Origin of the sequence: Puniceibacterium sediminis (assembly GCF_900188035.1) — a bacterium.
GTDB classification, from domain to species: Bacteria; Pseudomonadota; Alphaproteobacteria; order Rhodobacterales; family Rhodobacteraceae; genus Puniceibacterium; species Puniceibacterium sediminis.
On record NZ_FZNN01000019.1, the window covers coordinates 34,296 to 59,844 of the forward strand.

Consider the following 25,549-nt stretch of genomic DNA (forward strand, 5'->3'; position numbering starts at 1 on the left):
CATCGATGACTGCGACGTTCTTGTGCCGAAACAAGAGTGTAAGGCCGTCCTTGGCGATCCGCATGCCGACAGAAAAGTTCTTGCTGTATGCAGAACTGTCGCTCAAATCTAATTTCTATTTTTACACAGCCCGCAAGGGAGCCTGGAAGCTGCAGGGTGTCAGATTGGTCTTCTGGACCTATAAGATTTGAAGTGTGGAGAAGTCGGGTTCGCAAGATTTGCGAGTAGACACGCCAACGTCTTCTGCAATGTCGTCAGGAACGGGCCTAAACGGCCCGCTCCATTTGTCGGAAGATCAGAACGTTGTGCCCTCGGGGTCAAGCGTGATTGACCAGAGTTCGGTGTTCGCCCGATCCATCAGCCGCACTTTCATCTGCTGCGTCGCGCCATCCACATCCACCAGACCAAAGAACTGAAGTCCGGCTGACGGCGGCAGGTTGGCCTGACCAGCTTCGGGCGCCTTCACGTATTTCACTTCGGGACCGAAGGTCATGTCGAGGGCGTTGGGTCCGAAGCTGCCTGCGTGCAGCGGGCCAGAGACGAATTCCCAGAACGGAGCAAAATCCTGGAACTGCGCCTTGTTCGGATCATAGTAATGTGCGGCCGTGTAATGCACATCTGCGGTGAACCAGACGGTGTTCTTGATGTCCGCCGATTTGATGAAACGCAGCAGATCCGCGATTTCCAACTCGCGACCCTTGGCAGCACCATCATCGGCATTGGCCACAGCCTCGAACAATGTGTCGCCGTCACGCACGACCAGACCCAGCGGCATGTCAGAAGCGATCACTTTCCATGTGGCCTTCGAATTGGCCAGCTCGCGCTTGAGCCATTCGATCTGTTGGGTGCCGAGGAAACGGGTGGCATCGGACGCTTCGGTCTGGAGGTTCTCTGTGTTGGGGCCACGGTACGAACGCATGTCGAGGAAGAAGATGTCGACCATCGGCCCATAGGCCATCTTGCGGTAGACACGACCCGGCTCGGCAGGGGTATAGCTGATCGGCGTCATTTCGTGGAACGCTTGCGCGGCACGCGAGGCCAGCACATGAACCGACTTTTCGGTGTACCGGTCGTCAGCTGTCAGATCCTTGCTGTCGGACCAGTTGTTGATGACCTCATGATCGTCCCATTGGTAGAAGGTCGGCACCATGGCGTTCATCGCGCGGACGTGTTCGTCCATCATGTTGTATTTCCACTGGCCACGATATTCGTCCAATGTTTCGGCCACTTTGCGCTTTTCTTCGATCAGCACAGTGTTCTTCCACTTTGTGCCGTCGGCAAGGTCGACTTCGTCCTGCATGGCGCCATCAGCATAGATGGTGTCGCCTGAATGCAGGAAAAAGTCAGGCTCGTGCTGGGCCATCGTGGCATAGGTCGCCATGCCCTGATCGTCGATACCCCAGCCCTGACCCGCGGTGTCACCGGACCACGCAAAGCGAACCGAACGGCGCCCGGCAGGCGCCGTGCGGAATCGCCCGACAAGCGGCTCGGACGTGGTGTTGAGATCGGAAAGATCCGCAGCTGTAAACCGGTAAAAAATGTCCTGATCAGAGGGCAGACCTTCGACCAGACGCTTGACCGCAAAATCCGACCCGGGCAGCGCGTCGAGCGTTGTCAGGTGACGTGAATTGGCAAAGCTTTCGGTTGTCGACACTTCCATCATCACCCGCGCCGGGCGGTCTGTGCGTGTCCAGATCATGCCCGAAGACGTGTCGACATCGCCGGACTGGACGCCATGTGTGAAGACAGGACGCTGCGCGGCCTTGCTGAGGCTTGGCATGGCGAGCGTTGCGGCAAAAGCGGTGCCGCTTGCCAGTACGGCACGGCGAGTCGGTCTGAGAAGCTTGGTCATGATGGTGTCCCTTGCATGTCGTGTTGGCTCCGACGGCCAACTGCCGGGACTTCTCGGTCGCGTGCGTAACCCCTGCGCGACAGGTTCATGATGTTTTGGAAACGATGACGTTACAAAGAAATCATTGCCCGCCCGACACTGAGAGATCAGCACGCTGGCAGACCGGGAACCTACCCAAATTGCACCGACCTAAAATGCTGGTGTCGCGTGATAAATCAAGTTGACTATTTTTGTCAGGTTTGTATTTATTGAATGGTCAGGCACGACAAACCTTCCAAGCCACCTCTTCCCTTGGGCAGCCAGGACCAAAACCAACCGGAGGTGACAAATGGATAGACCTGTACGAACTTACCCTGCGCCCCTGTCGGCGCGAGAACCCGCACTGTGCTGGCGTGAAATACTTCAGACAGCACTCGGCGGCATCTTCCCGTCGGACACTCAACTGGAATCCTTTATTGACCGATATGAGAGAATGCCATGACCATGATGCCCCGCCCAAACCCGCACCTTTCGCGCGCTGAACCGACTGACGCGGTGCCGACCTATGATGCACGCGCCCTTGTCGCTGACGGCGTACAGGCACGCATCATCCTGGATGGCCAGCCTTATGTTCTGCGAATCACCCGCGCAGACAAGCTGATCCTGACCAAATGAATGCTGATCACCACAAACGCGGCGGCGCCTCTGTTGGTGTCTTGACCCGCATGGAGCCTTGGGAAGCAGAGTTGATCATGAATCTGCGTCTGTGGTGCCAGGGCCCCGACGGTCAGGCGCAGGTCTGGAATTCTTATGCGACAGGCTTGCCGCAGGAAACCGCGCAAAAGGAATTGCGCGCCTTCGAAGGTCTTATTCAGCTCATTGTGACCCGGTGCCATCGTCCACTGGTGCGGCACGATCTGCACTGCGCCTGCGTCGGGTCGGACGAAGGCATCTTTGCGCATCTCGTGGCCACGGCAAGCGACGGGTACATGGAAGACGCCGCACTGATCGCGACACTGCTGATATCAGCGAAAGAAGCTGAAAATGCTGCAGTGCTCGCGGCGCGGGTCGGAGCGACGGTGAGAATGATGTCAGCCCAGAGCGCCCCTTCACCCGAGATCAGCCAACCGGCGAATGTCATTCGTCTGCATTGAACATGCTTCCAATTCGGAATATTGGCACCGCTGATCGGTCTGGCCGGCTCAATTTTCGTCAGGCGATAAGACAATCTTGACCTTCCCGGCGCCTTATTTCAATACCTCGACCCAATACCCAGCTGATAAGGCGCGCTTCAGGTCGCGCCTTATTCTTTCAAAGGCCAGGCCACATGAGCAAGACACCCAGCCCCTGCATCGATGTATGCAAATTCAAACGCGAAGGTCACTGTATCGGTTGCTCAATGACAAAAGCGCAGAAATCGTTGTTCAAGGCGCTGAAGAAAGACGACCATCGCACGGCTTTCGTCGAAATGTTGACGGCGCAGCAAAATCAGTTGGGAAAATACCGCCACTGGCAGTTGGCCTATATGCGTAAATTGCGTAAAAAAAAGATCGAACCGATGGGTTTCCTGCCGTCCGCCGAGTCGTAAAACTGAAAACGCCGCCCTCGTTTCCTCGGGCGGCGTAGCACTCATAAATTCTTGAAGACTTAGCGCAGGTGAGCGCGCAGGAACCAAGCGAACTTTTCGTGGGTTAGACCACGCGCAATGCACAGATCCTCGGTCAGGCTATCGCCATGACCGGCGGCCAGTTCACCGCAGCCCGCGACTGTTTTGGCAAGGGTTTCCTGTGCCGCCAACATTGTAGCGATCATTTCCTTGTCGGTGGCATGACCATCATGCTCCGCTACCTTCGAACGCTTCAGCATCCCGGCGAGCGTGCCTTCAGCATGGCCGTCCAGCGCCTTCACACGCTCGGCAAGATCGTCCTGCGCCACGAAATGATCTTCGTAGATCTTCTGAAACAGCTCGTGCAGAGGGCCAAAACCCATGCCTGTAACGTTCCAGTGAAAATTCTGTGCAAGCATGGTCGCAACAGCCGTTTCTGCAACCGATTGGTTGAGCGCCTCGACGATCGCGGTTTGTGCATCGGTGGAAAGCGCAGCGGCGGTCTGTGTCATTTAAACGTCTCCTGATTAACTATTGGCTGGCTGGCTGGGGTAATGCTGGCTGGCTGTTGCCAGAAATTAGCAACAGTCAGAGCAAAAGCCAAGTACTTTTAGAATAATTCTAAACCAGACAAAATTGCTCTGAGACTCCGATGATCAGAAAGCCCAGATTGCGACGCGCGTGCGATGGCACCCGGGACGCCAACAGGAAACGAAAACTGTCAAAATCCTTGTTTGCAACGACTAACGTGGCGCGCAGCAGCCAGGACTCATCGAACGACACTTCCTCTACCCCGGGACGAAACAGCAGCGGGGGCTTTTCAAGGGCCTGTGACAGACACTTCATAAGCATTTCGGCATGTGCGTTTCTGGCGACATCGGGTGATGACGACAATATGCGGCAGGCCTCCAAAAGGTCGGTGCGGGCGGCAGAGCGGCATTGCAGGGACACCATGCGCAGGTGATTGAGAAGACCCCGCAGCGCAGGATCCAGATCACTCAGGCGCATCCCCTTGGAGGGAAGCACTTCCAGATCACGGTGCAGTCGCAGTGGCATCATGGCAAATGTCGCTTTTTGTTCGATTTGTCACCCAAGCGCGGGCGCCCGTAATCCTGACTATAAACATCTGGATTGTACGAAACAAGTAACCGATAGTCCTTCGCCTCCGATTAACAGATTAAACGCCTGAACACGGTTCATGCCGAAAGGCGTTCCTGCCGTTTCATGTTCTGGTGTTCGTCTTCCACCAACCCTATTTTCCAATAGCCTGAGATATAGGTATCCTCGCGTGGCAATCCGAGTTCTACCTGCAAGTGGCGCCGAAGGCCCTGAATTACGCTGGATTCACCGGCGATACAGGTCTGCACGCGGCCTGTCGGCCAGTTGAGGTCCCGGATCATCTGTTCCTGCCGCAGCGAGGGCACCCTCGATTCAGGTGTCACGATCCAATGCTGAACGACCCCCGGCGGAGCGGCGATAGGCTGGCGATCAGCCTCATCCAGAACTTCGAAAATCGCCACACCAATCGAATCACGAGGCATCGCTTCAAGCGTGGCAGCGACCACCGGAATGGCAGACATGTCGGCAGCCAGAAGAAACCAGTCAGCATGAAAGGACGTCAGCTTGACCGGGCCGGGGCCCGCGAAACCGCAGAAATCGCCCGGGCGCGCCTGCCCGGCCCAGGCAGACGCAGGGCCGTTGTCGCCGTGCGCAACAAAATCGATGTCGATCTCGCCCAGGTCCTTTCGGAAATACCGCACGGTGTAGGTTCGGGTGGTCGGTCGGGGACCTTCTTCCAACTGAGTGGCAAAGTCTTCGCGCGGCTGTCCGGGCGTGGGCAGGAACAACTTGCAGTTTGCGCCTTCGCACCCCTCGGCAATTTCGTGCAGGTCGGCACCGTGAAGGGTCACCCGGATCATGTTCGGCGTAATGCGCCACGCGGCCTTTACGGTTAGCAGACGGGGCGCGCGTTTGGCGGGTTTTGCGCTATTGTTAACGGCATTCATTTTTCACGTTCCTATAGTCAGCAGGGTGTCCCTGAGTGCGCAGGATCCACTGCGGTAAATTCCGGTTTCATTTCATGGATCGGCCGCGCTGTATGGGGCAACACGAAAGTAGAGCCCGCAGCCGGCGGCAGGCCAACGCGAAGACCACACCCGTAGGCGCGCGACAGCGTGTCATCGGTCATCACCTGCGCCATTGGTCCCTGCGCGATGATCTGACCATCAGCCATCACCGCGACGGCATCGGCGAACATCGCTGTCAGGTTCAGGTCATGCATCACCGCGACGACTCCGCCGCCGCTATTTGCGAAATCCCGGGCGATGCCCATCACAAGCAACTGGTGCGCGATATCCAGGCTGGCCACCGGTTCGTCCAGAAGCAGCCAACGCGCCCGCCCCTGCCAGACCGGATGCCAGACCTGCGCCAGAACCCGGGCCAGTTGAACCCGTTGCTGTTCGCCACCCGAAAGTTCCTGATACAGGCGGTCAGTGTACCCGGTCATCCCGACGCGCCTCAGCGCCGCACCGGGGACTGATTTGTCGCCGCCCGAGGTGCCGCCGGACAGGCCCATGCGGACCACCTCGATGACGGTAAAGGGAAACGCCAAAACTGCGGACTGCGGGAGGACGGCGCGGCGCGCAGCAAGTTCCCAGCCTTTCATGCGCGCGATGTCGCTGCCGTCCAAAGTGACAGTGCCGCTGTGACCAACCTCTCCGGTCAGGGCCCGCAGCAGAGTTGTCTTGCCCGACCCGTTGGGGCCGACAATTGCCGTCAAGTGGCCGGGAGCAGCCGCAAAATCCACGCTGCGCAGGACCAGTTTGCGCCCGAAGGCAACCTTTATACTCTCTGCCCTCAGCATCACAGATCCACCAATCCGCGCCGACGCAGCAAGATCCATAGAAAGACCGGTGCACCCAGCACGGCGGTAACAATGCCGATAGGCAGTTCCGCAGGCGCGATCACCACGCGGGCAATCACATCCGCCCCGATCAGCAGGCTGGCACCCAGAAGCGCGGCGTTTGGCAGCAGCATCCGGTGGTCCGGCCCGGTGGCAAGGCGCAGCAGGTGCGGGACCACGATCCCGACGAACCCGATGCCCCCCGCCACCGCCACCGCCGCCCCGGTCGAGGCGGCCACGGTCATAACCGCCACGGTCTTTAGCCGCTGCACAGGAATGCCGATGTGGTGGGCGGTCGCTTCGCCAAGGGCCATGGCATTCAAACCCCGGCCCAGGAATCCTGCGGCGCATATTGATAGAAGGATCAGCGGCACTGCGACAAACAGCTTGGCCCAGGTCGCCCCTGCAAGCGATCCAAGCCCCCAGAACGTCAGGTCACGCAGCTGGCGGTCATCTGCCATATAGACCAGAAGCCCCGACAGCGCGCCGGCCAGTGCACCCAGTGCGATCCCGGCCAGCAACATCGTCGCCACCGATGTACGCCCGGACCGGGTAGCGACCCGGTAGAGCAGCAGGGTCGAGCCCCAGCCGCCAAGGAATGCCGCCGCCGAGACCAGCCAATTGCCAAACAGGTTTATGAATGCGGCCGGGAGCAGTGCACCCAATACGATGGCGCAGATAGCGCCCAACCCGGCCCCTGCCCCCACGCCGACAAGGCCCGGATCCGCCAGCGGATTGCGAAACAGCCCCTGCATGACCGCGCCGGCCACGGCCAGTGACGCCCCCACAAAGGCCCCCATCAGGGTCCGGGGCGCGCGGATGTCCCACAGGACGATGCGCTCCATGTCTGATAGGGTCTGACCGTTCGCCAGCTTGTAGAGTGCCCCCCAGAGCGACGTACCCGCCGCACCAAAAGCGAGGCTGAAGATGCAGGTTGCCGCCAGCACGGTTATAAGCAGCAGCCGCGTGCGACGCGCTACGATGTCCCGGTCGCGACCAATCGTTTCAATGGCTGAATCAGGGAAGGCAACCAATCCCCTACCCCCCGTACAATGCAGCGGAGAGGTCGTTGACGGCATCAGCAGTGCGCGGCCCGAACCCCAGCAGATACAACCCGTCCATCCGCACCACGGCGCCGGATTTTCCCGCCGGTGTCAGCGTGACCGCTGGCATCGCCAAAAGTTCGCCGTTGGCAGCACCATGATCGCCGCCCCGATCCATCATCAGGATCACGTCCGGCGCGGCAGCAATAATCGCTTCGTCGGTCAGGGGTTTGTAGCCTTCAAACGAGGTCACAGCGTTATCCCCGCCTGCCAAGGCGATGATCCCAGCCGCCGCCGTCCCTGTCCCCGAGGCGAGGATTCGGTCATTCTGGGTCGACAGGATGAACAGCACCCGCTTGCGGTGTTCGATACCGCGTGCTTCGGCCCGGGCCTGTGCTGCGCCAAGGCTTGCGTCGAGGGCGTTGGCCAGAACCCGTGCCTTTTCGGCTTCATTGATGGCGTCCCCCACGGCGAGGATCTTGGAAACGATCCCGGCGCGGTCATAGGATTCGGGGATCTCGAAATACGGCAGTTTGGCGTTTCTCAGCACATCTATCGTCTCGGGCGGGCCGGCACCTTCTTCGGCGATAATCAAGCCGGGCGACACCGAAAGCACACCTTCGGGCGACAGTGCGCGTAGATAGCCGACATCGGGCAATTTCTCTGCCTCGGGTGGAAAGCTGGAGGTGGTATCGCGGGCGATCACCCGGGAACCCGCGCCGAGGGCATAAATGATCTCGGTCACCGATCCGCCAAGGCTTACGATCCTGTCGGATTTGCCAGTATCCGCGCCCGCCTCTGCCGCCGACCCGAAGACCAGCGCGGACGCCAGGACGACGGTGATGATCAACAACCATCGAGGGCCATGCATGTTAAAAAGCCCGCTCATGCCGGAACCTGCTGTTCGACCAGACCACCCAGCCCCGCCACAAGGTCACCCCAGGCGGCGCGGCAGTCACGCCCCTCTTTGCCGACTGCAAAGACCTGAAGGATCAGCATGCCGTCCTTGTCGAAGGCTTCAACCGATACGGCCGGGCCGCGCTGGGTCGGCTTTTCCACGGCCCAGACCTCGGCAATGTGATCGGTGCGCAGGTGCAGGTTAAAACTCGGATCCATGACATTTTGCCACGGGCCCATGGGGTTCAGATTACCCAGCAGCCCGCTGTGGATCTGGATGCAACCGCGATTTCCGACAAACACCATGACCTCAAGCCCCGCGTCGCGGACCTGCTCCATCATGGTATTGACCGCCTCTGTCGCCAGCGCGCGCACAAAAGGCGCCCCGACGCTGCGATAGGCACCTAGCCGATTCATCCGCAGCTTGGACGTCAGGCGCATGAATTGATGCGTGTCGGTCATGCGAAGCCACTCGGCGCGCAAAATGTCCAGCTTGTCAGGGTTGCCCTTGGCCGCTTCGACCGGCTGGCGGGGCGCTGTTTCACAGTCCGGCGATTGATCGGCATGCCGCAAAGCATCCCTTGCCGCGTGGAAGGCATTCACATCTGATTCCGCACGCAGAAATATCTTGTGGACCGCATCCCCGGCGGCATCAAAGACCTGAAGGCTGCGCTGCTTGCCCCTTTCGGTGTCCTTTTCCACCGCAAAGGCGTGGCACCAGTGCGACGTGAACAACCGCAGATCGATATCTTCGGCCACCACCATCGAGACGTGATCGCCAGAGCGGTAATTCTCGTACACGCCGACCTTTTCAATCACGCAGCTGGCATTCCGGGTCAGTGCCATGACCGGACCCAAAGTTTGCGCCGCACCGATGATGGCATCCGGATGCGGATTGAGGCGGGTTACGCTGTCACCACAGCGCGCGGCGACCAATTCGGCCTCACTGATGCCAAGGGTTTCGGCAATGTCACGCGCGCGCAGTTTCGGGGCGTCGTCTTCGTGCTGTCTGATATCGAACGGGGAAAGGGCCATGTGCCACCTTATTGTCTGGTCTTGCAGGGGTGGCTGACCGGCGGGAAGACCGGATTGGCTGGCAGCCGGTCAGAACGGCTGGTTTTATAGTTGACAGTTTTAGTATGCTTTATTATCGCACTCAAGCGGCAATTCGGCATCACCCCGAAGTTGCTGCGCCACGCCAGCCACTCGCAAGCATCTGGGCAAATCAGCCAATTCAAGGAATGTGAGATGAGTGGAACACATCGGCGCGCGGCGCTGCTGGGAACGAGCGCGCTTCTAATGGCCATGCAGGCCGGAGCGGCGAACGCGCAGGCGGTCGAGGGCGATTTTCTGGGCACAGTGACACTGGGCGAAAGCAAGCGTGAGGTTCAGACCGACACCGCCACACCCGTCACCGTAATTGACGAAGATGAAATTACCGACCGGCAGGCGGGCACGGTGGCCGAACTGATCGATTCCGTGCCGGGCGTTATACTGGTCAACGGATCCACGCCGCAGGGGTCGGGCATCAATATTCGCGGCTTCGGCGCCAACAGTACCTACGGAACAGACCAGAAGGTTGCCATTCAGATCGACGGCGCATCAGTCGGATCTGAAGAACTGTACCGCATCGGTACGCAGCTTTTCACTGACCCCTTTCTTTTCAAGCAGGTCGAGGTCATCCGCGGCACAGTCGGCAGCTTTGAATATGGGTCGGGCATCGTCGGCGGCGTGGTCCGTCTCGAGACTAAGGACGCGTCGGACTACACCGATGGTGAAACCGGTCTGGCAGGCAGCCAGACGCTTGCCTTTGGCAGCAACGGCGATGGTCTGACAAGTTCGACGACGCTGGCGTGGCAACCGACCCAGAACGTCGAGTTACTGGCCAACTACACCTGGCGGCAGCAGGATCTTCAGGACGACGGCACCGGCGACACGATCGGTTCCAGCGATTTCGAACTGCCATCCTACATGGTGAAGGGAAAGTACAGCTTTGGTGCAGGTCAGTCGCAATACCTCAGCTTTTCCTACACGGCCTCCGAAACGAGCGACAGCGATGTGCCCTACGATTCCTTCGGGACGACAACTGATGCCTTTGGCAATGTGGATCGCGACGTGAAATCGCGTACAGCGGTGCTCAGCTATGGCTGGAACCCCGCCGACAATGACCTGATCGACCTCACCGTCGCCCTGTCCTATGCCGACCAGCAGATCGATCAAGCCTATGTGCCCGGCAGTTCCTCGCTCGAAGGCACCCCAACTTTTGCACAGCTTGAACCGCTGGTGAATGCCGATCACCGGTATGAGACGACCAAGCTTTCGCTCAAGAACACTAGCCTTTTCAACAGCGGCATCGTGGATCACGAACTTCGCACCGGGCTTGAGCTGATCCGCAAGGAACGCGCAGAGGCGTCATCGGCCCCGGGTGGTGGGGATAATCGCATCGCACTATTCGCCGTGGACGACATGCGCATAGGCGAAGCCTGGACGGTGACGCCCGCCCTACGCTACGAATCGTCCAAGCTGGAAAGCGCGAATTCCGCCAACGGCGGCCCCTACGAAGACAGTGCATTCATGGGCGGCCTTTCGGTGCGCTATGCCTTTGGCAACGGATTCGCGGTGTTCGGCAGCGCGGCGGAAACCAAGAACCTGCCGATCCTTGACGATCTGACCAACGCCACCCTGATCCAGCTGGCTGAAAGGGCGCGCACCTATGAACTGGGCGCATCCTTTGACCGCCATGACATGTTTGCAACCGGCGACAGCTTTGCGATCAAAGGGAACGTCTACTCGACCCGGCTTAGCGACGTCACCTCTTACACCTCTGCATCCGGTGGCAGTGGAACCAATCCTGACAATATCGACACCCGCGGGATCGAGATTGAAGCCTCTTATGCGATGGAGTCGGGTTTTTACGTCGACATGAATGCCAACATCGTCGAAGGCCACGAGACCCGGAACGGCGTGGACACCGACTGGCGCAACACCCCGGCCGATACGGCGCGTCTGACTTTGGGCAAGAAGTTCGGTGAAGAACTCGACCTCAGCTGGGAACTGGCTGCCCAGAAGGACGAAAAGAATGACCGCTACGACAGCACCGGGTTCGGCGTGCACAATCTGCGTGCCACCTACAAACCGCAGGAAGGCGTTCTGACAGGCACCGAAATCCGGTTCAGCGTCGAGAATGCGTTTGATCGCGACTATACCCCGGCGCTTTCCACCCGTCCCGCACCCGGCCGCAACATCAAGCTGTCCCTGGCACGGATGTTCTGATGCTAAGGTTGCTCATGACCTGCGTGGCCCTACTTTTGACCGCGCCTCAAACTGTTCTTGCCGGTGGTGGTGATCCACCCACCGGCAAGGGCGTCATTCTCGAATTGAACTCGGCCGTGACCGTCGAAGGTGCCTGTCGGCTGAGCTTTCTTGCGCAGAACCTTTATGCCCAGCCGATCACCAGCGCGGTTTATGAAACGGTGCTATTCACGGCTGGGGGAGACATCGACCGGCTGACCCTGTTTGATTTCGGTACGCTGCCCGTCGGGCGGCCACGGGTGCGGCAGTTCGATATCCAGGGGGTCGCCTGCGACACCATCGGACGGGTCCTGATCAATGGCGCCAGCACCTGCACCGGCGAAGGTCTGCCCGACGCCGCCTGCGACACCGGGCTGGTGCTGCGCAGCCGGACAACGATGGAGTTGTTGGGATGAACCACGGGCAAATCTTCCTTGATCCGCTGCGGCGCATTCTGGAGCTCGGCGGGCCTGTGGTGGCCATTCTGATCTGTGTTTCGATCATCACTTTGGCGACTGTCCTGTTCAAGCTGTGGCAGTTTCGCGCCGCCGGAGTCGGGCGGCATCGCACCTTGCAGCAGGCCATTGCCGAATGGGACCACGGGCAGACACCTGCGGCACTGCGCACCCTGCGCGCCAGCCCCAGCCATCTGGCGCCGGTCGTCCTTATGGCGATGGAGCAATCGGCCCCCGGTGATCGCCTGGTGGCCGAGGCCGAGACCGGGTTTGCCCGGCTGGAAGGCGGTTTTCGGCTGCTGGACAGCGTGGTGCAGCTTTCGCCGCTTCTGGGGCTGTTCGGCACGGTCCTGGGCATGATCGAGGCGTTTCAGTCACTGCAACAGGCCGGTTCCTCGGTCGACCCGTCGCTTCTGGCCGGTGGGATCTGGGTCGCGCTGATGACGACGGCTGTCGGGCTTGCTGTCGCCATGCCGTCCTCGGTTGTGCTCAGCTGGCTGGAATCCCGGATCGAATCCGACCGTGTCATGGCCGACCGTGCCTTTGCCACCGTTCTGGCACCTCTGGGTGCCACTGTTGCCGCTGCATCGCCCGCTGTCCCGCTGCCTTCGCAGGGGCTGGTCCATGTCACTTAGGCGTTCCCGCCCTGCCCGACGCCTGTCGGTGACGCCGCTGATCGACATCATCTTCCTGCTGCTGCTGTTCTTCATGCTGTCCTCGACATTCTCGAAATTTGCCGAAGTGCCGCTGAGTTCGGCGCGCACAGGCGCGACCTTGGCCTCTGGCGACAGGCTCTTCCTGCGTCTGGCGCCCGACACGCTCAGCCTGAATGGTGTGGCGATGGACATCGCCCGCCTGCCTGCTGCCATCACCGAACGCACTGGGACAGGCGCGCCGCCTGTCATTGTCAGCTCCGCCCCCGCTGTCAGCGCACAGCGTCTGACCGATCTGCTGGTCACCCTGCGGAGCATTCCCGGGGCAGCCGTCAATGTTCTGAGCCCCTGAATATGTCGATCCACCGTAAACCCAGAACCGCCCGCGAACCCACGATTGCCCTGATAAACGTGGTGTTCCTGATGCTGGTGTTTTTCATGGTGGCAGGCACGCTGGCGCCGCCGATGGAAAGCGATCTGTCGCTGGTGCGCACCGCCGATCTTGACGGCCGCGCCCCGCCAGAAGTGCTGGTAATCCATGCCGACGGACGACTGAGCCATCGTGGCATGCCCCTGCCGGACGTTGTGACCTATCTTACGACCGCACAGGACAGCGATGTCGTGCGACTGATGCCGGATCGTGACCTGCCCGCCGAAACGCTGTTGCGGATCGCGGACGAAGCGCAGGCGGCGGGGCCGAAATCCGTTCTGATCATCACTGAAAAGGCCCTGCGATGATACTCCGCGCGTCCGTTTTCCCCGTGTTGGCGATGGTCGTTTCTGTAGCTGTGCACCTCGGTGGGCTGGCTGTTCTGTTTGCCGGAGAAGCTCCCCGGATCGAAGGTGGCGCAGAAGCCAGCGTTGCGCGGCTTGGCAACGCGTTTCAGGACATGGTGGTCGGAGAGATGACTGCCGCCCGTACCGACACGCCAACAAAGCAGCGGGTCACACCCGATACTCGGGCCACCGCTGTGCCCCCGACGCCCGCCCCTGCCGTTTCCGCACCGGTCACAGCCGCGCGTGTTCTGCCTACCCCACCTTTGGCGCGAACCATCGCACCCACAATAACCACCACGAAACCTGTACCTGAAGCGGTGAAAACCGTGTCGCCGCCATTGTCAGCCCCACAACCCGCAACAGTAGAAACCGCCACCCAGGTAGTGGAGGGCTCCAACGCGCCACGCAGTTCGCCGCGTCCTGCCGCGCGCCCCGATCAGATCGCAGCGATGGCCACAGCCGCAGCGCCAAAGGAAGCCCCCAGGAAAAAAACCGCGGCCAAAAAACCAGAGCCCAAAGGCAATGCCAGCAGGAATGCCGCCACTGGTTCATCAGGCGGCGTTGACAAGGCGCGCGCCGCGGCTGCCGCCCCGCGCCAGGCAACTGCCACACAAGAAGGCAATGCCGCCTCGTCGAACTATCGCGGCAAGGTTCTGCGCCGGATCGAACGGGTGCGTCAGTCGCGCAACCCCCGCAAGGGAGAGGCGATTGTGGCATTCTCGATCACGGCCAACGGCGGTCTTGGTGCACTGTCCATCGCGCGCAGTTCCGGTTCAGATCAACTTGATCGCGCAGCACTGGACGTCCTGCGCCGCGCCGCCCCATTTCCCCCGCCCCCCAGCCGGACACAGACCCGTTTCACGGTGCGCGTGCGGCTAAAATAGGTTTTTCTGATCGTATCAGCAGTGCGCAAAATTGTCCCGCAGCGATTGAAGCCGTGAACAAGTCCACTCAGTGCGCTCGCCCTGATCCCGCCTGAAAGACGCCCCAAAGCCCCCCAAAAATCACCGTCCGCAACCATCTGAGCGTACCGATGTTCCCGAAAATGGAACCGAGGGCCGCGTGGCGTGTTTGGCCTTGCAAGCTGAAACCATCCTCCGACCGAGGGCACCATTCACAAGGAGTTGAGCCGTGGCAGATCAAACCAATCTCTACCGACCGAGCGCCGACACCCAGTCATCCAACGAAATCAAGGACCGCAAGGTCGTTTCTGGTGACGGTGGTGAGCCGCATCAGGTTGGCGACGGTCCGGTCCTGACCACGTCGCAGGGTGCCCCGGTAGCCGACAACCAGAACACATTGCGGGCTGGTGCGCGTGGCCCGGCCTTGATGGAAGATTTCCATTTCCGCGAAAAGATCTTTCACTTTGATCACGAACGTATTCCGGAACGCGTGGTCCATGCGCGCGGCTACGGTGCCCACGGTTATTTTGAGGCGACCGAGGATCTGTCCGACCTTACCTCGGCCCACCTGTTTCAGGAAAAGGGCCGCAGGGTGCCCGCGTTTGTGCGATTTTCGACTGTTGCGGGCAACAAGGGGTCCGTCGATCTGGCCCGGGACGTGCGCGGCTTTGCGGTCAAGCTCTATACCGAAGAGGGTAATTGGGACATCGTCGGCAACAACATCCCGGTGTTCTTCATCCAGGATGCGATGAAATTCCCCGATCTGATCCATTCGGTCAAGGAAGCCCCGGACCGGGCGTTTCCGCAGGCACAGTCTGCGCATGACAACTTTTGGGACTTCATCTCGCTTATGCCGGAATCCATGCACATGGTCATGTGGGCCATGTCAGACAGGGCGATCCCGCGGTCCTTCCGGTTCATGGAAGGGTTCGGCGTTCATACCTTCCGGTTCGTGAATGCCGCAGGCAAAAGCCAGTTCGTCAAGTTCCATTGGAAGCCGAAACAGGGCCTGCAATCGGTCATCTGGGATGAGGCGGTCAAGATCAACGGGGCCGATCCCGATTTCCACCGCCGCGATCTGTGGAATGCGATCCAGAATGGCGATTTCCCCGAATGGGAGCTGGGCGTTCAGGTGTTCGACGACGCATTTGCCGACAGCTTTCCCTTTGACGTGCTGGACGCGACCAAGCTGATCCCCGAAGAAGACGTGCCTGTGCGGATCGTCGGCCGACTGGTTCTGGACCGTGTCGTGGACAACTTCTTTGCCGAAACGGAACAGGTGGCCTTTTGCACCCAGAACATCGTTCCGGGCGTGGATTTCACCAATGACCCGCTGCTGCAGGGGCGCAACTTTTCGTACCTAGATACCCAGATCAAACGTCTGGGCGGGCCGAACTTTACCCATATCCCGATCAACGCCCCGAAATGCCCCTTCCATCATTTTCAGCAGGACGGGCACATGGCGATGCACAACCCCAAGGGTCGTGCCAACTATGAACCAAACAGCTGGTCCGAAGGCGGCCCGCGCGCCGATCCCGACCGGGGGCACAAGTCGTTTCCCGAACAGATTGACGGCGAAAAGCGCAAGGTTCGTGGTGAGTTGTTCGCGGATCACTACAGCCAGGCCCGTCAGTTCTATAACAGCCAGACCAAGATCGAGCAGGACCATATCGCGAACGCCATCGTCTTTGAGCTGTCCAAGGTCGAGGCCCCGCAGATCCGCGAACGGCTGGTGGCGCACCTGCCCAACATCGACAAAGATCTGGCCAAGGCTGTGGCGGACGGTCTGGGGCTGAAGTCTGTCCCCAAGGCACACAAACCTGCGCGCACCCCGGTCGATGGGCTGAAAACGTCGGATGCCTTGTCGATCCTCAAGAACGGTCCGGACAGTTTCGCGGGCCGAAAGATGGGTTTGTTGCTGAGCGATGGCATTGACGATGGTCTGCTTGACGCCATGACGAAGGCCGTCAAGGACGCAGGTGGCATGGTCGAAGTGATCGCACCCAAGATCGGCGGCATTGTCACCGCTGGCGGAAAGGAAGTCCCGGCCCAGCAGAAGATTGATGGCGGTCCTTCTGTTCTGTACGATGCGGTTGTGATCCTTGTTTCATCGGACGGGGCGAAAGTGCTGTCAAAGATGCACGCCGCCAAGACCTTTGCCGCTGATGCCTTTGCCCACGGCAAGTTTATCGGCGTCGGCGGTGCCGGGGCCGAGCTTCTGAAAGCCGCTGGAGTAGACTCGCCAGACGGTGGCGTCATTGCCCTGGACAAGAACACAGACGCCAAAGACTTTGTCACAACCTGTGCCAAGGTGCGCTTCTGGGACCGGCTTGCCTGAGAAGCCCTGAAGGACGTATAAACCGGGCCTGCACATGGTGATGTGCAGGCCCCAGACACTGAAAAAAAATCGACCGGGGGAAACGTGACCATGCTGGAACCATTCATCAGAACCGGGGTGATCATTGTCGTCGTTATCCTTCTGACCCGGATTCAAGGTCTTCGTTCGTTTTCCAAAATGTCGATCTTTGACTTTGCGATGACCATTGCGACGGGGTCTCTGGTCGCGACGGCCATCGTGGACCAGAGCCTTGACCTGACCATCGCCATTGCTGCCATTGCGGCAATTTTCCTGTTTCAGGGCGCTATCGCCTTGCTGCGGGTGAAATATTCAAACTTTCAGGGTGCTGTGGACAATACGCCGCTGCTGCTGATGGCCGGTCAGAACATCTGTACCGACAACCTTAGAAAAGCGCGCGTGACCGAAGCCGACCTTTTCGCCAAACTGAGAGAGGCCAACGTCTGGGACACCAGACACGTCATCGCGGTCGTGCTGGAAACCACGGGCGATGTCAGCGTCTTGCACGACCCTGATCCGGTGCGCCTGTCACAGTCTGATGTTCTTGGCGGTCTCCGCGGGGTCGAAGGGGCGGACTAAAACTGAAAACGGCTGAAGCGGGTTTTTGATTGTAAATTGGTGCGGGCGGTGGGACTCGAACCCACACGGGGCTGCGCCCCAACAGATTTTAAGTCTGGTATGTCTACCATTCCATCACGCCCGCATCCGGCGCTGTCCTGGGGCGTCGGTCGGACGGCAAACCGGCTGACCATTATTTCTGCCACAAGACATCCGATCTGTAGAAAACTGCGGGCCTCGGCACAAGGCTTTCCCGGTCCAAGGTGATGTCATTCCGCGTAACGCGGCGATTACAACTCTTGGCCGGGCTGCGCCTTCAGAAGATAACGCTCGCTGAGCCAGGGGTTCAGCTTCACCGCTTCGCGCAACACCTCCTGCGCCTCGGCGTCGCGACCAAGCTCCATCAGCGTCATCGCCTTGCCCGAAAGGGCGGCCACATGCGCGGGTGACAGGGCAATCGCGCGGTCGAGATCCGTTAGCGCCGTTTCGAAATCCTGTCGTAGGAAATTGACGAAAGCGCGCTGGTTGTAGCCTTCGGCATACTCTGGGCAATAGGCGATCAACCGGTCGAACGCCCGGGTCGCGCGCAGAAAATCATAGCCTGCCCGCGCCTGCATACCTTCGTCCAAGAGCTGTTGGGCGGGTTCGTCAGGCGCGTCGGCCCAGAATTCCCACATCTGGTTGGAAATCTGGCGGCCCAGCATTTCGTTCGGCGCTTCGCGCACGTCGTCCAGAAGTTGCGACAGCGCCTGCGAATGATCCGGGGCTGGTGGGCAGCCATCGGCCAACAGAGGTGCCGCAAAAAGGCAGAGGGCAAGGGCGAGCTTGAATCTCATGTCTGGATTTTGACGGAGCATGACGCAAGGTCAAGTCACATCTGAGAGACCGATCTCCTTGACCGCCTGCATCGCCACATAGGTCGAGGTCGAGGCGATATGCGGCAATGTGGAAATCCGATCCGCCAACACCTGCCGATAGCTGCGCATATCCGAGGTGCGCACCTTGAGCAGGTAGTCGAAATTCCCGGCGATCAGATGGGCCTGTTCGATTTCGGGAATCCCCGCCACGGCGGCATTGAACGCGGCAAGCGCGTCTTCGCGGGTATCGGTCAGGCGGACTTCGACAAAGGCCACATGGTCGAGCCCCAGCCGGATCGGGTCCAGAATAGCGCGGTATCCGCGGATCGCGCCCAGTTCCTCAAGCCTGCGCAGCCGTGCCTGAGTGGGCGATTTCGACAGACCGATCCGCCGTGCCAGTTCGGTGATCGAAACGCGGCCATCCTCGGCCAGGGTGGTCAAAATTGCACGGTCGAACCGGTCGAGTTCCAGAATGTCACTTTGCATTGCGAATTCCCTCTTGATCAGTCCATCCGATGACCCAGACCGCCGCCGCTCGGGATGTCTGGCTTTGATGTAGGGATCACGCTAGCGCATGTTCCCGTCGTATGCCACGGCCAGTTGACACCGAATTGAGCCAGCGCGCGCCCTGTCGGCAGCAAACTGCGGCGCGACGGTCCGTTCTGGCCCCGGCATCCCTTGACGCCCCACGGAAATCCGCCAAGGTCGGGCGCATGTTTCCCATCCGCGATCATCATCCTTCTGGCACGACGCCCTATGTCACGTATCTGCTGATCGCGGTCAATGTGCTGATATTCATCGCCAATTACCATCTGTTCAGCAATGAGCGCGCGCTTTTTACCTTTTATTTCGACTGGGCGCTGATCCCGGCCAGAATAAGCGCCGGAAGTGGCGAGATCGGGCTGGCCAGTTCGTTATTTCTGCATGGCGGCATCCTGCACCTTGGCGGCAACATGCTGTTTCTCTACATCTTTGGCGACAATATCGAAGATGAGATGGGCCACCTCGGATTTGCCGCCTTTTACCTTGCCTGCGGCATCGGTGCGGGGCTGGCGCAATATATTGCCGACCCCTACTCCCAAGTGCCCACTGTGGGCGCTTCGGGCGCGATTGCGGGTATCATGGGGGGCTATCTGCTGATGTTTCCCAAGGCAAAAGTCGACATTCTGATCATCTTTGTCGTTTTCCTAAGGATCCTGCCGATCCCAGCCTGGATTATGCTTGCCCTGTGGTTCATTTTGCAGGTGTCAGGTGGTTTTGCCGGGGCCACCGACCAAGGCGGCGTTGCCTATTGGGCCCACGTTGGCGGTTTTGTGATCGGTATCGGGCTGACCTTGCCGGTCTGGCTGCGCCGTGGCGGGCCGACCTATTGGGAGCGCACCGATGGCCATCCGCCCTACCCCAAGGCAGAATACAAACTCAGTCACACCAGAGTACCGAAAGTGAGGCCACGACGATGAATGACCCTGTGAAAGTCACCTGCCATTGCGGCGCAGTCGAACTGCGCGTCACCCTGACCGACGGGTTGGCCACCGCACGGCGCTGCGACTGTTCATTCTGCCGCAGGCGCGGCGCACCGGCAGTTTCGGCCCCGCTGGACGGTGTCGAAATCCTGCGCGGTCAGGATAAGTTGACGTTATATCAATGGAATACCAACACCGCGCAACATTATTTCTGTTCGGTCTGTGGCATCTATACCCATCACCGGCGACGGTCGGACCCAACGCAATACGGCATCAACATGGGTGCGATCGAAGGCGTCAACCCGCGCGACCATGAGCCGATCACATGGACCGACGGAGTGAATCATCCGTCGGACAAGTGATCCGCCAGCGGAAGGCCCTGCGGGGCCTGCCGCTCATCTTGGGACAGGCTCAGGTGCCGCGGATAATGCGTGCGAAATGATCGAACAACTGTCCGTTCGCACAAAGCAGAGAGCCGCTCTCGAGTGGTTCCTGCCCTTCGCGTACGCCCTGCATCAGCGCGCCGGCCTCTTGTACGATCAGCGATCCTGCCGCGACTTCCCAAAGCTTCAGCTCGCGTTCCCAGTAGCCATCAAAGCGGCCAGCCGCGACATAGGCTAGATCAAGCGCAGCCGACCCCCATTGCCGCGCACCGGCACATTCCGGCATCAACCGTGCCAGATCCTTTACCGTTGCCGGCAGGGTCTTGCGTGCGCCGTGCGGAACCCCGGTGGCGAACAGTGCCTCGATCATCCGGCTGCGGCCTGAGACGCGCAAACGCTTGGAATCGTTCAGCCAGGCGCCAGATCCCTTTTCTGCGTAGAACATTTCGTCCTTGGCAGGATCAAAGACCACGCCCGCAACGATCTGGCCCTTATGTTCGAGCGCGATAGACACGCCCCAATGCGGCAGGCCGTGCAGGAAATTCGTGGTGCCTGCCAGCGGATCGATGATCCAGCGGCGCGTCGGATCCTGTCCGGCGATCTCTTCGGATTCGGCCCCGAGCCAGCCATAGGTCGTCCGTGCGCCGATGAGTTCGTCGCGCAGAACCTTTTCGGAGGCGTAGTTCGCCTTGCTCACAAAGTCGCCCGCGCCTTTCATCGAGACCTGAAGGTTCTCGACCTCGCGGAAATCCTTGACCAGCGAGCGGCCTGCCTTGCGGGCGGCCTTGATCATGATATTGAGATTCGCGCTGCCCTGCATGTGCCCTGGCTCCCGTTCGTGGTAAGGCCGCGCGTATACGCGCCCTCATCCCGCTTGCCAAGGGCTGACGGGGTTGGTGGTTGATGCAAGCGCCCGGAATGGCCGAAAATCCCGTACGGATCGCATATGGAACCCGTATGGAAAGCGTATGGCTGGCGTATGGTTCGCACCCGCAGCATGAAAAACGCCCGACCCCTGCTAAGGGACCGGGCGCGCACCAATCAAACAAACGGTCGAAGCGTCAGATCAGAAGCGGTAGTTCAGCGACACGTTGGCGGTGGTCGCATCTGCTTCAAAGTCGGTGTCGAACTTGTCGAACTTGTTGTAGAGAACTTCGCCACCGAGGGAGACGTTGGTGGTCAGCATGTGTTCGATGCCCAGACCGGCATAGTAGCCGTTGGAATCGCCGATGGTGTCATTGTCGGTGAACGCCTTGGCGTAACCAGCAGCAAAGTAGGGCAGCGTCTTGCCCATGTCGGCGCCGATCCGGCCACCGGCACGCAGGACGCCGTCAACGTTTGCGCCACCGAGGTCGATGTCGGTCTTGTCATACTGCAGACCGCCACCAACAACGTAGCTGCCCATGTCGTAGTCGTAGCCGGTCTTCACACCGAAGGTGCCGGCGGCGTCATCGTCTTCGGGGTTTTCGCTGTTGAAGCTGCCATAGCCAGCCTGCGCACCCAGCGAGAAACCGGTCCAGTCCTGCGTCGCCACGACGGCTACGGGCGCGGGCGCCATCGGCGCGGGCTCGACATAACCGGCTTCGGGGCTGCCAGCGAAGGCGGGCATTGCGAGGGTGCCCAGCAGGGCGGTGGTGAGTGCGAGTGTACGTGTCATATGCTCTGTCCTTGTTTTCTTTGCTCTCCGGCTTTGTCGTCTTTGTCGCCGGTGACAGGGGGTAAATGCACACGACCCCTTCACAGTTCCAGTCGCAGACGATCACACATTCGTGGCTGCATTTCAGTCACTTACCGCAATATTCTGCACTGCGGCAGGGAACCGGCGGAGGTTGGCCGAAATGCGCGTTTTCGGCGGGTTTCATGGGTCATTTTTGGCCGATGCCATCCTGAACCGGCGGGATCTGGCCGAGGTATGGGCGATTTCTGTCTTTTATAAAGCGTCAGGCTTGCACGCGTGTCACCGAAGCCAGCGGGCTGGGTGAAGGTTTTTGCCGGGTTGTCCCGACACTGGGCAGTGCCTGCGGCTTTGTTCCGGGCTGGGGCGGTGGTGTCTATGGGGACGGTGCAACCCACTCAGGGCGGAGCCGGGGCGGTACCTGCCCGTGGGGTGGCGCTGCGACGGGTGTGCGGGGCACTTTATGCCGGCCACATGCCTCGTTGCTCAGAGGTCGGCGCTGCCCGGCCAAAGCGCCAGCTAGTCCCGCCAAAGGCGAGCCGCTTCCGATTGGCGCTCCTCTGGTGCTGATTCCGATTGGCGCACCTCTGGTGCTGACTCTCTTTGAAGGAACGGACTGGAGCGGTGCGGGGACGGTGTTGTCTGTAGGATCGGTGCAACCCACACAGGCATAGCCGGGACGGTGCCTGCCCGTGGGGTGGCGCTGCGACGATTGTGCGGGGCACTTTATGCCAGCCACATTCGTCGTTGCTCAGAGGTCGACGCTGCCCTGCCAAAGCGCCAGCCCGCCGGACGGGCAGGCGCTGGCCCGGCGCCTTCGGCTTGATTCCGGGCGAGGTACCCCGCCCTACGAGTTGCTCTCAGCCAGCGTGTTTATTTGATTTAAGTGTAATTAGGTAATTTGAAAATGCGCTACACGCTACAAGCATAAACTTTGCGTCAGCTTGGGAAATTGAACTCTCCTCAAGAAGTGCGTGTCGAACACCATCTGCGTCAGAGGTAAATGCGAATATCTTTTCAAATCCAGAACGCAGCGCAGGATGAATAGAAAATTCACTTTCGATCATCTTCAATGGCTTTTCTACACCCACAGTTTTCTTCCCGGTCACGTACCTCACAGCTGCTTCCACAGCAGAAATGGATTCTTTAACGCTATTTCGATAGTCAGCGTCGGGAACTTTGGAATATAAGGCGGCAGATACGCGAATATGTTCTGAAACGCCATGGCTGAGGCCATTCTCGCCAGCGGCACTGATCTCAGCAAGCTCCAACTCGTTGGTTATTCTTACGAACTGGCCAGCTGAAATTCTGAACTGCGCTCTCTCTCGAGATAAAATATCATTACATAGATCTTGAAATTTATGAACATTCACGGAGCCTTCTGGCGAATCCAAGCTAAGAATGAATTCCACAAACTCATACACCTTGTGAAAATCCTCTCTGAAGAAGAAGTTCTTAATTACTTGTAAATACTTCCAAGGCTGACGTGGCATCTCATCCCAAGACACACGAAAATAATGAAACTGGACTCTCTTGGATATATATTCAAATTTTGAAGAGTATTGCGCCGCGCTGTAATAATCGTCACCGTCACTTCCTATATCGTCAAAATAAAATACTCTTAGAGCATCCCAAAGCCCACTTCTCAAACTTGGCGGCATATCTTCGACTGGCAGTTCAGTAGTGCTTTTGATGAAGCCAAACCTTTCTGAAAAGCTTGTCATCCCATCACCCCCTTGAACTCCCGCCATTCGCCCTTGCTCATGCCGGAGGTTTCCTGCGTGACCTCTTCGCCCTTCAGCATCCGCCGGACACACTCAAGCGCGGTGCCGGACAGGGTCGCGCCGCCCATGCGGTAGTCGGCAAAGGCGGCATAGGCAAAGGGCACCCAGTCGGCGACGACGCGGCAGATGGCGTCGGCGTAAACGCGGATTTCGTATTGCGCGTGGGCGTCGGCGCGCAGGCGCAGGAAGTGCAGCAGGTTGTGCAGGTCCACCTTCCAGTACCACTGGGTGTAGATGTTGGCGGGCAGGTTCATCCGGGCGAGTTCGCGGGCCAGACCCTGCTGACCGTCCTGCGAGATCATCTCTTCGTAGTGGTCATAGGCGCGCATCGCGTCGTCGCGCAGATAGCGCAGGACACGCTCGGCCTCTTCGCCCGACAGCGCCTCTCCCCTGCCCTGATTGTTCACGGTGCTCTGGGCGTTCAGGGAATCGGCGGCGGGGATATAGAATTCACGATCAAGGATCGAATAGCGGGCCGAGTATTCATTGACGTTGGCGGTGCGGTGGCGAATCCACTGGCGGGCGACAAAAACGGGGAGTTTGACGTGCAGCTTGATCTCGCACATCTCAAAAGGGGTCGAGTGCCAGTGCCGCATGAGATAGCGGATCAGGCCTTCGTCGTTCTGCACGGATTTGGTGCCACGGCCATAGGACACGCGGGCGGCCTGACAGATGGCATTGTCGTCGCCCATGTAGTCGATGACGCGGACAAAGCCGTGGTCGAGGACGGGGATCGCGGAATAGAGGTGCTTTTCGATGCCGGGGGCGGTGGCGCGCAGGGTGGGCTGCGGATCGCTGCGCTGCGCGTCGATTTCGGCTTGCTGGTCGGCGGTGACGTTCGAAGCGTTCGGCGAAGTCGGGGTCATGGCGATTCCTTTCCCACAAGATGAGTCGAGGGCGACTATATCTTGGCGAGCGCCTGCAAGAAACCACCAGATCGGGTGCGGGGGAATTAACGTCAGAGGAATCATGGCCGCCCTGCGGAGGGGACGTATTTCGGGCATTGCCATCACGATTAAGGGAGCATGGCGGGATCGCTTGAAGAATCACGCAGGTGGCGTTTAACGCAGTGAATCTTGGCCGATCCCCCAAAAAATGGACCCCTGACATGCCGTGGAAACCCATCGCGATCTTTCTCAGTCTTGCAACTGCGGCCACGGCCCAGACATCCGACTTTGGCTCGGGGGGCGGTGGCGTCGGGACGTGGTCCACGCGGCTGTCCTTTGGCATGTCGCGCACGTCGAACATCAACAGCGGCTATGCCCGCGCGCCGATGGACCTGCAGGATCTGCCCTTCAGTTTCGCGCTTGAGAGCGGCGAAGATTCGGTGGCGGCCACCCGGACCGGGGTTGGCATCGCGACGGCTGGCACGCTGGCAGAGGGCGGGTCGGCCAGAACATTGCTGAACCTGTCGGCCTACCGCGAGACCGTGATCCTGACGGATAGCCATACCGAGCTCGACAGCGGTGATTTCACCCTGACCAGCCTGACCGCCGGGGTGAACCAGTCGTGGTTCCGCCTTGGGGATCGGCTGACCCTGGGGACCGAGGCGACGCTGGGTCAGGTGTTTCTGGGCGGTGATCCGCTTTATGCCAACCTCAACCTTGGCGGGTCGGTGCGCTATGCCTTTTCACCCGGCATGACGGGGCATTTGCGCGCGATGCGCGAGGCGCAGAAGGGCTATGATGATCGTGCCGACGCCCATGCCTGGCGCGGATCTGCGGGTGTGACGACGATGCTTTCGCAGGGGCATGAGGTGAGCGCGAGTTTCAACTATGCCGAGGGCAGTTCTTCGGAGGACTACCTTGATTATGCGGATCACGAGATTGCCCTGCGGCTGGCGTTGGCGCAGCCTGTGCTGGGGGCTTCGGTCGAGTTGGGGCTGAGCGCGGACCACAATCACCATGCGCGCAACGCGTTTTCGGGCGGCAAGCGCGACGACGACACGGTTCGTGCAGAGGTGACGATGCTCTTTGACAGCTATGACTTCAACGGGCTGGTGCCCAGCGTATCGTTGCAGGGCCGCAAGACGGATTCAAATATCGACAATTACGATTCAAAAGAGGTCGGATTGGAGTTGGGGCTGCGTTCGCAGTTCTGATCCCTCGACTTTCCC

The 25,549-nt window shown here is 59.7% G+C and carries 27 protein-coding genes, 1 tRNA gene and 1 pseudogene; 14 read left to right on the forward strand and 15 right to left on the reverse strand.

The window, feature by feature from the left end; translation table 11 throughout:
• Positions 1-295: 295 nt before the first annotated feature.
• Entirely contained in the window at positions 296-1,852 is a 1,557-nt protein-coding gene (locus CHB75_RS17345) for an alkaline phosphatase D family protein (RefSeq protein ID WP_089272802.1), read from the reverse strand.
• A gap of 477 nt (positions 1,853-2,329) precedes the next feature.
• Between CHB75_RS17345 and hemP the strand changes: the two genes are divergently transcribed.
• The 3 genes from hemP (at position 2,330) to CHB75_RS17360 (ending at position 3,419) form a co-directional block, all read left to right on the forward strand.
• A complete protein-coding gene (gene hemP / locus CHB75_RS17350) occupies positions 2,330-2,506 on the forward strand; it encodes a hemin uptake protein HemP (RefSeq protein ID WP_425439515.1) in 177 nt (58 codons plus the stop codon).
• 77 nt (positions 2,507-2,583) lie between these two features.
• The gene (locus CHB75_RS17355) at positions 2,584-2,985 is read left to right on the forward strand and encodes a hypothetical protein (protein WP_245841045.1); all 402 of its coding nucleotides are present in this window, start codon (positions 2,584-2,586) and stop codon (positions 2,983-2,985) included.
• Between the two features lie 173 nt (positions 2,986-3,158).
• Positions 3,159-3,419: a DUF1289 domain-containing protein gene (locus CHB75_RS17360; RefSeq protein WP_089272806.1), complete on the forward strand. Its 261-nt coding sequence runs from the start codon at positions 3,159-3,161 to the stop codon at positions 3,417-3,419.
• A 59-nt stretch (positions 3,420-3,478) separates the two neighbouring features.
• Here the strand turns inward: CHB75_RS17360 and CHB75_RS17365 are convergent, their stop codons facing one another.
• The 7 genes and pseudogenes from CHB75_RS17365 to CHB75_RS17395 form a co-directional block, all read right to left on the reverse strand.
• Positions 3,479-3,949, reverse strand: a complete 471-nt coding sequence (locus CHB75_RS17365) for a Dps family protein (RefSeq protein ID WP_089272808.1) — start codon at positions 3,947-3,949, stop codon at positions 3,479-3,481.
• Positions 3,950-4,058: 109 nt separating this feature from the next.
• Entirely contained in the window at positions 4,059-4,496 is a 438-nt protein-coding gene (locus CHB75_RS17370; protein WP_089272810.1) for a hypothetical protein, read from the reverse strand.
• A 137-nt stretch (positions 4,497-4,633) separates the two neighbouring features.
• On the reverse strand, positions 4,634-5,443 hold the full coding sequence (locus CHB75_RS17375; RefSeq protein ID WP_089272812.1) for a siderophore-interacting protein: 810 nt from the start codon (positions 5,441-5,443) through the stop codon (positions 4,634-4,636).
• Positions 5,444-5,460: 17 nt separating this feature from the next.
• Positions 5,461-6,267 (reverse strand): annotated as a pseudogene (locus CHB75_RS17380) (heme ABC transporter ATP-binding protein); the annotation flags it as partial.
• A gap of 32 nt (positions 6,268-6,299) precedes the next feature.
• Entirely contained in the window at positions 6,300-7,373 is a 1,074-nt protein-coding gene (locus CHB75_RS17385) for a FecCD family ABC transporter permease (protein WP_245841047.1), read from the reverse strand.
• 4 nt (positions 7,374-7,377) lie between these two features.
• A complete protein-coding gene (locus CHB75_RS17390; protein ID WP_245841048.1) occupies positions 7,378-8,271 on the reverse strand; it encodes a heme/hemin ABC transporter substrate-binding protein in 894 nt (297 codons plus the stop codon).
• Entirely contained in the window at positions 8,268-9,314 is a 1,047-nt protein-coding gene (locus CHB75_RS17395; RefSeq protein ID WP_089272816.1) for a hemin-degrading factor, read from the reverse strand. Before CHB75_RS17395 ends, CHB75_RS17390 begins: the two co-directional genes overlap by 4 nt.
• 213 nt (positions 9,315-9,527) lie before the next feature.
• Between CHB75_RS17395 and CHB75_RS17400 the strand changes: the two genes are divergently transcribed.
• The 8 genes from CHB75_RS17400 to CHB75_RS17435 all read left to right on the forward strand — a co-directional run bounded on the left by CHB75_RS17400 (position 9,528) and on the right by CHB75_RS17435 (position 17,292).
• Positions 9,528-11,552: a TonB-dependent receptor domain-containing protein gene (locus CHB75_RS17400; RefSeq protein WP_245841049.1), complete on the forward strand. Its 2,025-nt coding sequence runs from the start codon at positions 9,528-9,530 to the stop codon at positions 11,550-11,552.
• Positions 11,552-11,986 carry a hypothetical protein gene (locus CHB75_RS17405; protein WP_245841050.1) on the forward strand — a complete coding sequence of 145 codons (435 nt, stop codon included), beginning with the start codon at positions 11,552-11,554 and terminating at the stop codon, positions 11,984-11,986. Before CHB75_RS17400 ends, CHB75_RS17405 begins: the two co-directional genes overlap by 1 nt.
• A complete protein-coding gene (locus tag CHB75_RS17410; protein ID WP_089272818.1) occupies positions 11,983-12,660 on the forward strand; it encodes a MotA/TolQ/ExbB proton channel family protein in 678 nt (225 codons plus the stop codon). Before CHB75_RS17405 ends, CHB75_RS17410 begins: the two co-directional genes overlap by 4 nt.
• On the forward strand, positions 12,650-13,030 hold the full coding sequence (locus tag CHB75_RS17415; protein WP_089272820.1) for a biopolymer transporter ExbD: 381 nt from the start codon (positions 12,650-12,652) through the stop codon (positions 13,028-13,030). Before CHB75_RS17410 ends, CHB75_RS17415 begins: the two co-directional genes overlap by 11 nt.
• A gap of 2 nt (positions 13,031-13,032) precedes the next feature.
• The gene (locus CHB75_RS17420; protein WP_089272822.1) at positions 13,033-13,416 is read left to right on the forward strand and encodes an ExbD/TolR family protein; all 384 of its coding nucleotides are present in this window, start codon (positions 13,033-13,035) and stop codon (positions 13,414-13,416) included.
• Complete coding sequence (locus CHB75_RS17425) at positions 13,413-14,339, forward strand: energy transducer TonB family protein (protein ID WP_089272824.1); 927 nt, start codon at positions 13,413-13,415, stop codon at positions 14,337-14,339. Before CHB75_RS17420 ends, CHB75_RS17425 begins: the two co-directional genes overlap by 4 nt.
• A 304-nt stretch (positions 14,340-14,643) precedes the next feature.
• Positions 14,644-16,695, forward strand: a complete 2,052-nt coding sequence (locus CHB75_RS17430) for a catalase (protein ID WP_281253235.1) — start codon at positions 14,644-14,646, stop codon at positions 16,693-16,695.
• Positions 16,696-16,785: 90 nt separating this feature from the next.
• The gene (locus tag CHB75_RS17435) at positions 16,786-17,292 is read left to right on the forward strand and encodes a DUF421 domain-containing protein (protein ID WP_089272888.1); all 507 of its coding nucleotides are present in this window, start codon (positions 16,786-16,788) and stop codon (positions 17,290-17,292) included.
• 37 nt (positions 17,293-17,329) lie between these two features.
• Here CHB75_RS17435 and CHB75_RS17440 read toward each other — a convergent pair.
• The 3 genes from CHB75_RS17440 to CHB75_RS17450 form a co-directional block, all read right to left on the reverse strand.
• Positions 17,330-17,416 (reverse strand) — tRNA-Leu (locus tag CHB75_RS17440).
• Positions 17,417-17,561: 145 nt separating this feature from the next.
• Positions 17,562-18,107 (reverse strand): tetratricopeptide repeat protein, encoded by a 546-nt coding sequence (locus CHB75_RS17445; RefSeq protein WP_089272889.1) that lies wholly within the window; start codon positions 18,105-18,107, stop codon positions 17,562-17,564.
• Positions 18,108-18,137: 30 nt separating this feature from the next.
• Complete coding sequence (locus tag CHB75_RS17450) at positions 18,138-18,614, reverse strand: Lrp/AsnC family transcriptional regulator (RefSeq protein ID WP_089272828.1); 477 nt, start codon at positions 18,612-18,614, stop codon at positions 18,138-18,140.
• 227 nt (positions 18,615-18,841) lie between these two features.
• Here CHB75_RS17450 and CHB75_RS17455 point away from each other — a divergent pair, with 227 nt between their 5' ends.
• Both CHB75_RS17455 and CHB75_RS17460 read left to right on the forward strand, forming a co-directional pair.
• Complete coding sequence (locus CHB75_RS17455) at positions 18,842-19,588, forward strand: rhomboid family intramembrane serine protease (RefSeq protein WP_089272830.1); 747 nt, start codon at positions 18,842-18,844, stop codon at positions 19,586-19,588.
• Positions 19,585-19,953 (forward strand): GFA family protein, encoded by a 369-nt coding sequence (locus tag CHB75_RS17460; RefSeq protein WP_089272832.1) that lies wholly within the window; start codon positions 19,585-19,587, stop codon positions 19,951-19,953. Before CHB75_RS17455 ends, CHB75_RS17460 begins: the two co-directional genes overlap by 4 nt.
• Positions 19,954-20,002: 49 nt before the next feature.
• Here the strand turns inward: CHB75_RS17460 and CHB75_RS17465 are convergent, their stop codons facing one another.
• From CHB75_RS17465 to thyX, 4 genes are all read right to left on the reverse strand, one after another.
• Positions 20,003-20,794, reverse strand: a complete 792-nt coding sequence (locus CHB75_RS17465) for an inositol monophosphatase family protein (protein ID WP_089272834.1) — start codon at positions 20,792-20,794, stop codon at positions 20,003-20,005.
• Positions 20,795-21,040: 246 nt separating this feature from the next.
• A complete protein-coding gene (locus CHB75_RS17470; protein WP_089272836.1) occupies positions 21,041-21,631 on the reverse strand; it encodes an outer membrane protein in 591 nt (196 codons plus the stop codon).
• Between the two features lie 878 nt (positions 21,632-22,509).
• A complete protein-coding gene (locus CHB75_RS17475; protein WP_089272838.1) occupies positions 22,510-23,373 on the reverse strand; it encodes an AbiJ-NTD4 domain-containing protein in 864 nt (287 codons plus the stop codon).
• The gene (gene thyX, locus CHB75_RS17480; protein WP_089272840.1) at positions 23,370-24,299 is read right to left on the reverse strand and encodes an FAD-dependent thymidylate synthase; all 930 of its coding nucleotides are present in this window, start codon (positions 24,297-24,299) and stop codon (positions 23,370-23,372) included. Before thyX ends, CHB75_RS17475 begins: the two co-directional genes overlap by 4 nt.
• A gap of 242 nt (positions 24,300-24,541) precedes the next feature.
• On the opposite strand from thyX, the gene CHB75_RS17485 reads away from it, so the two are divergent.
• A complete protein-coding gene (locus CHB75_RS17485) occupies positions 24,542-25,534 on the forward strand; it encodes a surface lipoprotein assembly modifier (protein ID WP_089272841.1) in 993 nt (330 codons plus the stop codon).
• The last annotated feature ends 15 nt before the right edge of the window (positions 25,535-25,549 follow it).